General features: G+C 39.5%; 13 protein-coding genes. 11 read left to right on the forward strand and 2 right to left on the reverse strand.

The window, feature by feature from the left end; translation table 11 throughout:
* Window positions 1-26: 26 nt before the first annotated feature.
* Window positions 27-761, forward strand: coding sequence for a YhcN/YlaJ family sporulation lipoprotein (locus NSQ49_RS18125; protein WP_251284479.1), 735 nt, complete (start codon window positions 27-29; stop codon window positions 759-761).
* 142 nt (window positions 762-903) lie between these two features.
* Here the strand turns inward: NSQ49_RS18125 and NSQ49_RS18130 are convergent, their stop codons facing one another.
* Window positions 904-1,512 (reverse strand): FadR/GntR family transcriptional regulator, encoded by a 609-nt coding sequence (locus NSQ49_RS18130; protein ID WP_251284478.1) that lies wholly within the window; start codon window positions 1,510-1,512, stop codon window positions 904-906.
* Between the two features lie 189 nt (window positions 1,513-1,701).
* Between NSQ49_RS18130 and NSQ49_RS18135 the strand changes: the two genes are divergently transcribed.
* The 4 genes from NSQ49_RS18135 (at window position 1,702) to NSQ49_RS18150 (ending at window position 5,166) form a co-directional block, all read left to right on the forward strand.
* A complete protein-coding gene (locus NSQ49_RS18135; protein WP_251284477.1) occupies window positions 1,702-2,409 on the forward strand; it encodes a FadR/GntR family transcriptional regulator in 708 nt (235 codons plus the stop codon).
* Window positions 2,410-2,494: 85 nt separating this feature from the next.
* On the forward strand, window positions 2,495-3,178 hold the full coding sequence (locus tag NSQ49_RS18140; protein ID WP_251284476.1) for an RraA family protein: 684 nt from the start codon (window positions 2,495-2,497) through the stop codon (window positions 3,176-3,178).
* Window positions 3,162-4,241 carry an Ldh family oxidoreductase gene (locus NSQ49_RS18145; RefSeq protein WP_251284475.1) on the forward strand — a complete coding sequence of 360 codons (1,080 nt, stop codon included), beginning with the start codon at window positions 3,162-3,164 and terminating at the stop codon, window positions 4,239-4,241. The genes NSQ49_RS18140 and NSQ49_RS18145 overlap by 17 nt, the downstream gene beginning before the upstream one ends.
* Window positions 4,242-4,266: 25 nt before the next feature.
* Window positions 4,267-5,166 carry a fumarylacetoacetate hydrolase family protein gene (locus tag NSQ49_RS18150; protein WP_251284474.1) on the forward strand — a complete coding sequence of 300 codons (900 nt, stop codon included), beginning with the start codon at window positions 4,267-4,269 and terminating at the stop codon, window positions 5,164-5,166.
* 237 nt (window positions 5,167-5,403) lie between these two features.
* Here NSQ49_RS18150 and NSQ49_RS18155 read toward each other — a convergent pair whose 3' ends face one another.
* Entirely contained in the window at window positions 5,404-7,110 is a 1,707-nt protein-coding gene (locus tag NSQ49_RS18155; RefSeq protein WP_251284473.1) for an IlvD/Edd family dehydratase, read from the reverse strand.
* A 324-nt stretch (window positions 7,111-7,434) separates the two neighbouring features.
* On the opposite strand from NSQ49_RS18155, the gene NSQ49_RS18160 reads away from it, so the two are divergent.
* From NSQ49_RS18160 to NSQ49_RS18185, 6 genes are all read left to right on the forward strand, one after another.
* On the forward strand, window positions 7,435-8,694 hold the full coding sequence (locus NSQ49_RS18160) for a lactate racemase domain-containing protein (protein WP_251284472.1): 1,260 nt from the start codon (window positions 7,435-7,437) through the stop codon (window positions 8,692-8,694).
* A gap of 14 nt (window positions 8,695-8,708) precedes the next feature.
* Entirely contained in the window at window positions 8,709-9,014 is a 306-nt protein-coding gene (locus NSQ49_RS18165) for a UxaA family hydrolase (RefSeq protein WP_251284471.1), read from the forward strand.
* Window positions 9,007-10,176: a UxaA family hydrolase gene (locus NSQ49_RS18170; RefSeq protein ID WP_251284470.1), complete on the forward strand. Its 1,170-nt coding sequence runs from the start codon at window positions 9,007-9,009 to the stop codon at window positions 10,174-10,176. The genes NSQ49_RS18165 and NSQ49_RS18170 overlap by 8 nt, the downstream gene beginning before the upstream one ends.
* Before the next feature lie 120 nt (window positions 10,177-10,296).
* Window positions 10,297-11,286, forward strand: coding sequence for a tripartite tricarboxylate transporter substrate binding protein (locus NSQ49_RS18175; protein WP_251284469.1), 990 nt, complete (start codon window positions 10,297-10,299; stop codon window positions 11,284-11,286).
* 56 nt (window positions 11,287-11,342) lie between these two features.
* The gene (locus NSQ49_RS18180; RefSeq protein ID WP_251284468.1) at window positions 11,343-11,816 is read left to right on the forward strand and encodes a tripartite tricarboxylate transporter TctB family protein; all 474 of its coding nucleotides are present in this window, start codon (window positions 11,343-11,345) and stop codon (window positions 11,814-11,816) included.
* A gap of 15 nt (window positions 11,817-11,831) precedes the next feature.
* Window positions 11,832-13,373: a tripartite tricarboxylate transporter permease gene (locus tag NSQ49_RS18185; RefSeq protein ID WP_251284467.1), complete on the forward strand. Its 1,542-nt coding sequence runs from the start codon at window positions 11,832-11,834 to the stop codon at window positions 13,371-13,373.
* Window position 13,374 lies beyond the last annotated feature (1 nt).

The following is a 13,374-nucleotide window of genomic DNA, read 5'->3' on the forward strand; positions in this document are numbered from 1 at the left end:
GTAATATTAGCGAGGGGGTTTTTCGCTTGCACAAGAAACTGCTTATAGTGCCGGTGGCTGCTATCTTATCAATGGGATTGACAGGCTGCGGTACGAATGAAGATGCAGCTGTTGATCGAAACAATGAGATGGGTCAGCCCATGGGATATTACTCGAATGAAAATCACGAAAATCGCGGTGGAAATGTCCGGGTGGAAGATGGTACCGATAATGATGGGCCTCTGACAGAAATGATGGATCATACGCTCGGAGCCGAGGGGGAAAATACCCGCCGTTACCATGTGGACAATAATGCACGGAGAGTCCGGGATGAAAACACCGGAAACCCTACTGTTCCTATGGCAGACAGAGATCTAAGCTTTTTTAGGAAAGATAATCGTTTTAGCCATAGCGATGCAAATTACCATGGTCATCTCGATGACAATACACGGCAAGCTAAAAATTCCTATTATCAGGCTTATGAAGGCGAGCTTGCTGAAAAAATCGGTGACATTGCAGCAGCTGTTCCAAATGTTGAGGACGTCAGATCTGTTACCTATGGCAGCAATGTTTTGATTGCTGTAGATCTGACTGATTACGATAAGGAAGAACAAACAAAAGAAGCGATTCATAAAGCTGTCGAGCCATATCTGCGGGGAAGATCTGCGAAGGTGGTAACAGACGAAGGAACATTCAGCCGTTTAAGAAACATTGATAACAATCTTCGTGATGGAGGCCCAAGAGAGCAAATTGATTGGGATTTAAAGAGTCTGTTCCGCTAGTTAATGTCTTTAAAGGGCAAAGTACTTCTTTGCCCTTTTTTTATGGAAAGTAAGGAGATTCTTTTACATTAAATACACTTGTGCAGCTTTTAAAAAAACCCATATCCTTACAACGCGTAGCTGGGAGAAATGTGTTTTATGGTTATTTAATTAATGTCATAAAGAAGTCTGAAATGAGTTGTTTATCTCTCTTATAATAGGCTATTTTCAATTCATTTATATCTGAAGAAACATTTAGGCTATCGAGGAAATTATTTTCATACACTACTGAAAATGCAGTATTCCATAGAGATAAATAATACTCATTTTCAAGCTGTTTACCCAAAAGGTTTATCCAATCAGAAAATTCCATCCAAAATGATTTATTACTCGTATTCAACTGAGTGGATGAAGAATCATTCATTGTCAGAAAGATGATTTTTTCAGCATTTAATAAAGCGATTTCGAAATACTTCTTTAATTTACCATAATCAACACTCTGCTTTATAAGCCTATATGGAATAATAAATGGAGTGGGAATCGAGACAAATGTGCCTCCGCCCTGACGTGATTCAAGGTAATTTAACAATTCCAGTATCCGAATACCTTCCCGAATGGAAGACCTGCTTACCCCAAGTAGTTCACTTAAAGTCCTTTCGGGAGGAAGTTTTGCACCAGGAGTCAGTTCTTCATCGTGTATATAATTTATAATGGAGCGGGTTACTTCTTCGAACATCCTGGGAACTGAACGAATTTGATAATTATTTTCCATATTTATTACCTCAATTAAAATCTTTTAGTTAAATTCTAACAAAAAGGAAAGTGAAAGAATAGCAAATTCCTCTTGACTAAAAAGTCTAAATTAACTAAAATTTTAATTAAGCAACATATATTTGTGGATTTTGGTCAGACCATAATAAAAAATACCTCAAAGAAAAGACGATAGGAAACTGGTGATTATATGGCACTAAAGCCAATAAAGAAAAGAAAACTATTCGAAGAAATAATTAGTGCAATTGAGGAGTATATTCAAGCAGAAGGCATAGCTCCTGGTGAGAAACTCCCATCTGAAAATGAACTATCCTCTTTGTTCCAGGTCAGCAAAACAGCAGTAAGAGAGGCTATGAGTGTTTTACAGGCTAATGGGATTATTGAAAAAAGATCAGGGGCAGGTATTTTCCTGAAAGACCTTAAGGGAGAAACCATAGGATTTAGAGTAAGCAACAATCTTCTTAATAAGAAAGAGATTCAGGAAATACTTGAGTTTCGGAGGGGGATAGAAACTGAAGCTGTGGCACTTGCTGCAGACAGAGCAACAAAAGAGGATATTAGAAGAATTGCCCTTGCACACGAGAATTTAATAGAAGCCCATAAAGCCGGACGATTAGGGGTAGAAGAGGACTTCCAATTCCATTATTCAATTATTCTAGCATCAAACAATTCTATTTATAAGGAAGTATTTGAGACAATTGCCGAGAAGTTTGAAGAAGGAATGCGTTTAAGCAAAATGCAGTCTTCGAATGTTCCTGGCCGCTTTGAAGCTGTTTCACAAGAGCATAAGAGTATATTGGAATCCATTAAAAATAAAAATTCTAAGGATGCGGCAGCTGCTATGAGGAACCACCTTATTCAGAATGAAAGAAAAATCCTGACTAATATAAAAAAGTAGCAAAAAAGGATCGTATTCTCGATTCTTTGAGAAAAATGGTCTGACCATAATATTTTATTATTATATAATAAGGGGAGGCGACGGAATGAGTAATGCAGGCTTTCGAATTAAAAGGAATTTTGAAAGGGCCCCTTCTGATGTACTAAAAGGATATGAAGGGATAGCGACACCTAACATAGGAGATGTAATGGGAAGATTATATGCAATGGATTACCGGATAAAGCCTGTAAATAAACAAGGCATACACATTGCTGGAAGCGCTTTAACAGTAAGAACACATCCATCAGATAACCTGATGGTACATAAAGCGATGGACCTTGCTAAGCCAGGGGATATTATCGTCATAGATGCATGCGGGGATATGGGAAATGCAATTTTAGGTGAATTAATGTGTCATTATGCTAAGGTGAAGGGGGTTAGAGGTTATATAGTAGACGGTCCTGTCAGGGATTTAACCGGAATTGCCAAAATGGGTTTCCCTGTCTTTTCGAAAGGGGGATCACCTAGAGGCCCATATAAAGAAGGCCCAGGTGAAATCAATACTACTATTAGTTGTGGGAATGTGCCTGTTTCCCCAGGTGATATTATAGTCGGAGATGATGACGGAGTAATTGTTATCCCTAAACAAGATGCCTCTGCCGTATTGGAAAAAGCAAAATCCTTAGCGAGTAAAGAGAAGGAAATTATTAAATCCATTTACGAAGGAAAATGGGACCGGACATGGGTTGATAATATACTGCTGAAGAAAGGCTGTGAGATTGTTGATTAACAATACTGAGAGATTTGAAAGGGAAAGCCTTGAGTTATTTATTAAAGAAGTTTTTTTAGGAGCCGGTTTGGATGATGGGCAGGCGGCTGTGATTGCAAAGCATCTTGTGCTGGCCAATTTAAGAGGCGTTGACTCACATGGCATAAGCCGTGTTGAGGTTTACACAAAGCGATTGGATAAAGGACTGGTAAACAAGAAATTTAATCCAGTGCACAGCTATGAAACACCTGCTAGTGCTCTTATCGACGCCCAAAATACCTCGGGAATACCTGTTGCGACATATGGAATTGAATTAGCAATCAAGAAAGCGAAAAATTCTGGCATAGGAATTGTAGGCATAAATAATTCAAACCATTGTGGAATGCTTGCAGATTATGTAGCAAAAGCGGCAGAAGAAGATTGCATAGCAATTGCTGCAACTAATGCCCCAGCTAATATGCCTCCTTGGGGTGGAAAAAAGAGATTCTTTGGTACAAACCCAATTGCCTACGGAGTTCCAGCAGGAAAAGAAATGGATATCATATTTGATATGGCAACTAGCAAAGTGGCACGAGGTAAGATTATCTTAGCCCAAAAAAATAAACAGAAAATTCCTCTTGGTTGGGCTCTTTCGCCTGCAGGAACCCCTACAGAAGATCCAAAAGAAGCATTAGATGGGGTTGTACTGCCTGTTGGGGGACATAAAGGTTATGGGATTGCCTTTTTAGTTGAAACCCTCTCTGCATTATTTACCGGTGCAGCGTTTGGTCCTTATATCGGAGACCTATATAAGGATATGGAAAATGCGCAAAATACTGGTCAATTTTTCTTAGTAATGCGTGCAGATTTATTTCAGCCGCTGGAGATTTTTAAAAAGAGAATGGATCAAATGATTGGAGAAATTCGAACGCTGCCATTAATGGAAGGAGCAGAGAAAATCTTTCTGCCTGGCGAAATAGAAATGAAAAAATCAGAAGACCGTACAAAAAATGGCATCCCTATATCTAAAGAAGTCATCAGCGAACTATTAAGGGTGGCAAATCATTATAAAATTAGAACAAATATTTTTAATAGCTTAGTATAAAAATAAACATAGAGGAGAGATTCTAATGCGTTTAGCAACTATTCAAATCAACGGTAATGAACAGACTGCAGTTATTTCGAAAAATGGGGCAGTTCCAATTGAGACAATTAACAAACATTACAATCAAAACTTCGAGTTAAATTTTTTGAATATTCTTTCAAGTGGACGATTAGATGATTTGACATCATGGGTTGAGTCAAATTATCAGGAGTTAAATGATTCTGAACTAGTTGTTAAGAACAATGAATTAATATATTGTCCTTTGTACAGATATCCCCGTAAAATTTGGGGAATTGGATTAAACTATGTGGAACACGCATCTGATTTAAGTGAAAAGGCCCCTAACACAGAACCTGCCAGCTTCATGAAGCCTGATACATCAATTATTGGTCCGGATGATACCATTTCGATTCCCTTGCAATCCGAAAGAACTACTGCTGAAGCAGAACTAGGCATAATTATTGGAAAGGAATGCAAAAATGTTGCGGAGGAGGATGCACCTTCAGTTGTAGCAGGTTTTACCACTATTATCGATATGACAGCTGAAGACATTCTGCAGCGAAATCCACGGTACCTAACCCGTTCAAAGAGTTTTGATTCATTTTTTAGCTTTGGCCCTCAATTTGTATCAGCAGATGAAGTTGAGAACGTGTTGGAGCTTAATGTTTCAACTGTGATTAATGGGAAAATTCACCGAAAAAACACAGTGGCAAATATGACATTCCGTCCATGGGACCTAGTATCATTTCATTCCAAGGTTATGACTCTTCTCCCTGGAGATATTATTTCCACTGGCACACCTGGTGCGGTAGTTATTCGGGATGGAGATATCGTTGAGTGCCATATTGACGGATTTGAACCTCTTGTTAATCCTGTTAAGGACTTGAAAGTTAAAAACAAATCGGAGAAACAACAATTGGCCTAAGGATATAATTTAACACTGTAAATTTATTTCCAATAAAAGGCGCACTATCTTTTGGTGTGCCTTTTATGATTTACTTTATTAAAGGGTCGAAGAAGTCTCTTAGCACGTTAACAAACCCTATTTCCATAATAACATTGAAACATTAGAGAAAATCCTTATATGTTTATTATCATATAAAAAGAGGCTGTCGACCATGTCGGCAGCCTGAAAATTTTCCTGTACATAATGATTCGTAATTTATTTTTCTGTTTTTTCTTTAATTGGTGCCAGCAAGAAATCGAAGTCGCAGCCCTGGTCGGCCTGAAGAACATGCTGCTGAAACAATCTTGTATAGCCCCTCTTATGATATATGGGGGGGACCCAATCAGCTTTCCGTCTTTCAAGTTCTTTTTCAGAAACAAGCAATTCCAATTTCCTCTCTTCTACATCCAATTCTATAATATCCCCTGTTTTTACAAGGCCGATTGGCCCGCCGACAGCAGCTTCAGGGGCTGCATGAAGTATGACAGTTCCAAATGCTGTACCGCTCATACGGGCATCTGAAATTCTGACCATGTCTCTAATTCCCTGTTTTAAAAGCTTTTGGGGTATGGGAAGCATGCCGGCTTCCGGCATGCCAGGAGCACCGACAGGACCGGTATTCTGAAGGACAAGAATATCAGTAGGCTGTATATCAAGCCCAGGATCATCAATTCTGTTTTCCATATCCTTTACTGAAGTGAATACTACCGCTTTTCCCCGATGCTTTAGCAATGATTTGGAAGCTGCTTTTGGTTTAATGACTGCCCCGTTTGGTGCTATATTTCCCTTTAAAACGGCTATTCCCCCGTCTTTATGTAGTGGTTTTTCAAAAGGTACAATAATATGCCGGTATACCTCTGACACAGTTACGTTTGTTAAATTTTCTTTAAGTGTTGAACCTGTAACTGTCACTTCATTAAGGTGCAGCAGGGACTCTATTTCTTTTAATACTCCGGGGGTTCCCCCTGCTTTATAGAAATCTTCCATTTGATATTGGCCGGCTGGCCGAAGGTTGGCAATTAACGGCGTAGTCCTGCTGATTTCATCAAATAAATGGAGCGGCAATTCTATACCAAGTCTTCCCGCAATAGCAATTAAATGAATAACTGCATTTGTTGATCCTCCAACAGCCATTAAGGCTCGGATGGAATTCTCCAGTGAATTGCGTGTAATGATCTGGGAAGGTGTAATATTTTTCTCAGTTAACTCAACAATTTTTCTGCCGGTTTCTATTGCATGTTTTAGACGGCGGTTTTCTGTAGCGGGGATAGCGGCCCCTCCTGGAAGCATCATCCCCATCGCCTCCGTGCACACAGCCATTGTACTGGCACTTCCCATAACCATACAGTGACCTGCAGTTGGAGCCAATGCAGCATTAATTTCATCTATTTCTTTCACTCCCACACTGCCTCCTCGATATTCTTGCCAAAAAAACCGGCAATCTGAACAGGCTCCCAGGGTACGGCCTTCATACTCGCCATTATTCATGGGTCCCCCGGTAATCATAATAGAAGGAATATCGGCACTTGCTGCACCCATCAGCTGGGAGGGAGTAACTTTATCACATCCCCCAATTAAAACAACACCATCAATCGGCTGTGCCCGAATCATCTCTTCGGTATCCATTGCAGCAAGGTTTCTGTATAGCATCGTGGTGGGACTGGTATTGATTTCACCGAGAGAAATAGTAGGAAAATCCAGAGGAATACCCCCGGCCATTAATACCCCTTTTTTTATCGCCTCAATTATCGGCTCTATATGTGAGTGGCAGCGATTGATTTCACTTTTGGTATTGCAGATCCCGATGACTGGCTTGTTAAAATCTTCAGGACTAAAACCAAGATGGCGATTAAATGCCTGTCGGATAAAACGGCTGAAGCCAGAATCTCCATAGGAGGTAAGATTTTTATTATCGGTTGACAAAACAATCACTCCTTTACAAAAATTAATTTAATATTATGGTATGACCATTTTATTCATTATTTTTTTATATTATCATATGTATCAGGATAATTGAATAATTTTTCTGAAAATTAACGATATTACCTTTATTTCTAGACAATAAGTTAGGGATCAGAGATAGAGATAGAAAAAAAATTAAATTAATGTTGACAAAATTTTCAGATTTATTTAAACTATCAATTAACGAGTCGAAATTGTGGATAAAAAGGACTTTTTGTTAGAGAATTGGTCTGACCATATTAAAATATTAATATAATTAAAAAGAACACTTTAGGAGGGGATTAATTGATTGAGTTGATAGAAATAAATCAAAAATTCACAGATTCAAAGCTTCTGAGAATTGAAGAAACGGTTTCTGCAGAAATTGAAAAGTATTTACTCATCAGCAATCTCCCCAGGAATGCCAAAGTGGCAATTACTGCAGGCAGCAGAGGAATTTCTAACATTGTAATCATTTTGCGATCTATCGTAAAAATATTAAAAGCAAAAGGGGTAGTTCCCTTTTTGGTTCCTGCGATGGGCAGCCATGGAGGGGCTACTGCAGAAGGGCAAATTGAGGTATTGCACCATCTTGGGATTACTGAAAATTCTGTTGGTGCTCCAATATATTCTTCTATGGATGTTGAGCACATTGGTGATACACATGAAGGTACTCCGGTTTATATGGACCGTCATGCTTATTCTGCAGACGGGATCATTGTAGTAAACAGGGTAAAGGCCCACACTGCTTTCCGCGGCAGAGTAGAAAGCGGTTTGAGTAAAATGATTGCAATTGGCTTGGGGAAGATAAAAGGAGCTACCTTTATTCACAGAGATGGTGCAATGAAAATGGCCAGCAATATTGAAAGTGTCTCCCGGATTGCTTTTGAAAAAAGTCCAATTCTTTTTGGGTTGGCAATTGTTGAAAATGGATTTGATGAAACGGCAATAATAAAAGGAATAGAAAAAAAAGATTGGCATCAAAAGGAATCTGAACTTCTTGTGAAATCAAAAGCAATGATGCCTAGCCTTCCAATCGAAAATGCAGATTTGCTGATCATTGAGGAAATGGGAAAGTGTTTTAGCGGAACGGGAGTGGATCCGAATATTATAGGCCGGTGGCGTATTTCAGGGGTGGAGGAACCGGAAAGTCCTCAGATTGGGCGTCTCGTTGTTCTGGACCTGGCCGATAAATCATTTGGAAATGCACAAGGAATTGGGCTTGCTGATTTTACTACGGAACGCTTATTTAATAAAATCGATCGGAAATCGACCTACACAAATGCTTTAACCAGTACATATTTGCAGAGAGCTATGCTGCCTTTAATCTATAAATCTGAAAAAGATGCAATTGAAACAGCTTTGCAAAGCCTGGGACCTGGGATTGAAAGATCTGCACTGAAAATTATTCAAATACCGAATACCCTGCACTTAGGAAAGGTTTTAGTATCCAAACCAGTATTAATCGAATTAGAACAGTCTGGCAAAGTTTATGAAAAGGGCGTTATTTCTGCTTTGGAATTTAATGCGAATGGTGACCTTCTAAGAAAAATTACTGAATGTTAAAAAGGAGGAAATGAATGAAGTCAATAGCAGTAAAACAAAAAGCAGCAATAGTTATTGATTCAAAGGACAATGTAGCCGTAGCTCTATCTGATTTGATAAAAGAGGATATTTGTTCAGTTAGGATAGGAGAAAACGTAATAAAGATTGAGGTTTTGGAAGATATCCCTTTTGGACATAAAATTGCCGTTAAAGATTTGGATGCTGATGAACAGGTGTTGAAGTATGGCGAGGAGATTGGAAGAATGAACTCACCTTTAAAAAGAGGTGGATGGGTGCACAGCCATAATATGTTTTGTGAAAGGGGGAAAAAAAGTGGCTGATACATTTTGGGGGTACATCAGAAAAAATGGAAAAGTAGGGATTAGGAACCAAATCGCTATTATTCCTTCTGTATTTTGCTCAGCAAAGGTAGCTGAAAGAATTGCATACCAAGTGCCAGGAACCGTCTATTTTCGCCATCCTGTTGGGTGCAGCCAAGTAGGTGAAGACCTGGAGGTAACGGCAAAAACGTTAATAGCCATTGGCAATAATCCTAATTTCGCCGGTGTAGTAGTAGTTGGATTGGGATGTGAACGTTTTTCGCCTTATGAATTGGCAGAAGGTATTGCTCCTTCGCAAAAAATGCTTGAAACAGTTGTTATTCAACAAGAAGGGGATAGCATTGCTGCCATCCAAAAAGGGGTTATGGCTGCAAGAGAAATGGTTCAAATGGCTTCCAGGCAAAGACGCGAGGAATTACCTGTAAGTGAATTAATGATAGGTTTAAATTGTGGAGGCTCTGATATGACTTCTGGTTTAATAGCAAATCCGGCTCTTGGATATGCCTCAGACAAGCTTGTAGCTCAGGGAGGATCATCTATTCTAAGCGAAATAACAGAATTAATTGGAACGGAAGAAATTCTCGCAAAACGAGCAATAAATAATGAGGTAGCAGATTTGATTCATAGAACCATTGATCGTACTGAAGAAAAGCTAAGGAAACAGACTCAGCAATCAAGCAATCAGGAGAGAACCCATTTAATTTCAAAAGGAAACTATGATGGCGGTTTATCAAGTGTAGTAGAAAAATCACTCGGGAGCATGAAGAAATCTGGAAATGCACCTTTTACCGGGGTATTATCCTATGGGCATCAGCCAAATAAAAAGGGATTATTTCTGTTGGATTCACCGGGCCATGACGGTGAGGTTTCTACAGGTGAAGTCGCTGCAGGAGCGCATATGATACTTTTTCCAACTGGACGGGGTACCCCGACAGGTTTCCCTGGAGTACCTGTCATTAAGATTACAGGAAACCCGGAAACCTATGAAAAAATGAAGGAGAATATCGATATTAATGCCGGAACTGTTTTGGAGGGAAAGAAAACTTTGGAACAGGCCGGTGAGGAAATCTATCAGGAAATCATAGAAGTTGCTTCAGGTAAGCAGGTTAAAGCTGAAATTTTAGGGCATGATGAACAATTTTGTGTGACAAGGCTGCCTTAAAAGATTATTCACCTTTATGTAAGCGCTTCACCAGGTAATGCCAGATTCAAAGGAGGGACAGGATAGTTAATCTTTTGCACATCACTTATAAATTATTCTTAAAATCAAGGGGGAATAAAAATGAAGAAGGCTTTTTCTGTAATAATTGGACTTATGCTTTTTATTGCTTTAACCGGCTGCAGCGGAAAGACATCTGGTGATACAGGAGGTTCATCAAAAGGAGCTGATTATCCTAAGAAGACTATTAATGTAATCGTGGCATATGAAGCTGGAGGAGGAACAGATGTTGGAGCAAGAATTCTTATACCCTATGTTGAAAAAGAACTTGGAGTAACTATGAATATACTTAATAAGCCAGGCGGCGGAGGCTGGGTCGGCTGGGGTGAATTGGCAAATGCTAAACCCGATGGCTACACCATTGGTTATATAAACACACCAAACCTAATGACGGGGTACTTAGATCCTAAATTAAACCGTAAGCAAAATCTGGAAAGTTTTGAGCCTATTGCAAACCATGTGATTGATCCGGGAGCTATTGCAATCCGGACAGATGAAGATCGTTTTACAAATATTGAGGAACTAATTGAATATGCAAAGAATAATGAACTTACTGCGACATCTACTGGTGTTGGAAGTGATGATCATTATGCATCATTAAAAATCAATGATAAGTATGGAACGAAATTCAAGCCGGTTCATAATAAGGGGGCAGCTGATAGCCGAGCTTCAGTACTTGGAGGGCATGTTGATGTGTTATTTGCTAATGTTGGAGAACTGGCAAGCCTGCACAAAGATGGTGAAATAAAAATCATAGGGGTAATGGGGGAAGAAAAGTCACCATTCCTTCCGGAAGTGCCAACTTTATTAGAGAAAGGCTATGAAGTTACCTCATGGTCTGCCAGAGGATTAGCAGCTCCTGCCGGCATTGATCCTGAAATCCTTGAGGTGCTGAGAGCAGCATTTGAGAAGGGCATAAAAAATGAAGAACAAATAGAAAAAATGGGAGATATGGGATTAGAGGTTGATTATAGTGATGGCGATGAGTATAAACAGCTGTTAAAAGATGATGAAGATGGTGTAAAAGCATTAAGTGATTTAATGGGCTGGTAAATAATATGGGGAGCCGGGATTAGCTCCCGGCCTGTCTTGAAAGGGGAGCAGTATTCATGAGAAAAAAATGTCATCAGGACATTTATATCAGTTTTGTAATGTTTATTATCTCTGTCTTTCTTTATATTCAAACTTTTAACATGATAGAAGAAGCAGCCTTATTTCCAAGAATACTTCTATTACTATTTACCGCTTTTGGAATCTTTATTTTAATAGGAGGCATAAAAAAAACCAAGTCTTTACAAAATGGGCAAGCTGAAACCTATGAAGGTGATGAGGAAGCTCTTGACCTGCGCATTCTGAAAGCTCCGATTACAACTGTGATAATTGTGGGTATTTATGTACTCCTAATGAATTTCATTGGATTTTTCCCGGCCACAATATTGTTTATGGCATCATTTTTAGCATATATGAAGGTGAAAAGCTGGAAAGGATATGTATTTACAATTGGCGGATTAAATCTTTTTGTTTATTTGGTGTTTGTCATTCAATTAAATGTACAGCTGCCTGCAGGAATTTTCTTTGAATAAGGGGGTTCAGTAACTATGAATGCAGATATTATGAGTCAAGTCCTGCAAAATTTAATGTCATTTGAAGTAATTGCTGCTCTAATAATGGGAGTTGTCGGTGGTATCGTTATCGGTGCGCTGCCCGGTCTGAGTGCCACAATGGCAGTAGCATTATTAATTCCGATTACTTTTGCAATGTCACCTGTTGCCGGCTTAACCATGCTTACAGCGATCTATACTGCAGCAATGTATGGCGGATCGATTTCAGCCATTTTAATTCATACTCCGGGTACTCCGGCATCTGCTGCCACCAGTTTGGATGGATACCAAATGACTAAAAAGGGAAAGGGAGCAAAAGCTATTGGCATTTCTACCATTTCTTCTATGATTGGCGGATTTATAAGTGCACTTGCTCTTCTTTTTTTAGCGCCGCCTCTCTCAAAAATTTCATTAGCCTTTAGTGCTCCTGAATATTTTTTAATTGCGGTTTTTGGTTTGACCATCATTGGCGGACTTGCTGCAAAATCGATGGTGAAAGGCTTAACAGCTGGTGTAATTGGACTTCTAATAGGGTCGGTTGGAGTGGATATTCTTACAGGTTATCCCAGATTTACATTTGGCAGTGTCACGCTGGAATCAGGAGTTGCTCTTGTACCAGCTATGATTGGTCTCTTTTCACTCTCACAAGTCATGATCCAAGCTGAAAAGAGAGGTAAGGGAAAACAGCAAAAAATATCCAAGGATGCATTATCGGGAAGTGTTATCCCTACAAAAAAAGAGTTCAAGAGTATATTTGCCACGATCATTCGTTCATCAGGACTCGGAACCTTTGTCGGGATGCTGCCGGGGGCCGGGGGAGATATCGGTTCATGGGTAGCTTATAATGAAGCGAAGCGCTTCTCTAAAGATAAGGATAAATTCGGAAAAGGCTGTATAGAAGGGGTGGCAGCCCCCGAAGCAGCAAATAATGCTGTAACCGGCGGAGCGTTAATACCGCTTATGACTCTTGGGATCCCTGGCAGTGCAACAACAGCAGTTCTTTTAGGCGGTTTAATGATACAAGGGCTTGTTCCCGGTCACGAACTTTTTACAACCCATGCTGGTGTAACATATTCAGTTATTTTTGGATTTATTATAGCCAATGTTTTATTAGGTATAGTTGGATTGGCTGGTGCCAGGTTTTTTGTGAAGGTATCAAGTGTCCCTGAAAATATCTTAGGAGCAGTAATAATTGGGCTTTGTGCAGTTGGGTCTTACGCTATCAATAATAATATATTTGACGTATGGATCATGGTTGTATTTGGTGTAATCGGTTACTTTATGAGGAAGACAGGCTTTCACCCAGCACCAGTTGTTCTAGGCATGATACTTGGTCCAATTGCTGAAAATGGAATGCGGCAATCCATGCTGATGGCAAAAGGCGACCTGCTTGCCTATTACATGGGACGGCCTATTTGTTTGTTTTTAATCCTGCTTATTATCCTGACACTCTTATCTCCTCTTTATATGAACTGGAGAAGGAGAAAAAATAAGGGTAATCGAAACACAGATAATGATGGCAAAATAGAAGTCATCTAAA

The organism is Cytobacillus sp. FSL R5-0377 (genome assembly GCF_038004385.1).
Classification (GTDB): Bacteria; Bacillota; Bacilli; order Bacillales; family Cytobacillaceae; genus Cytobacillus.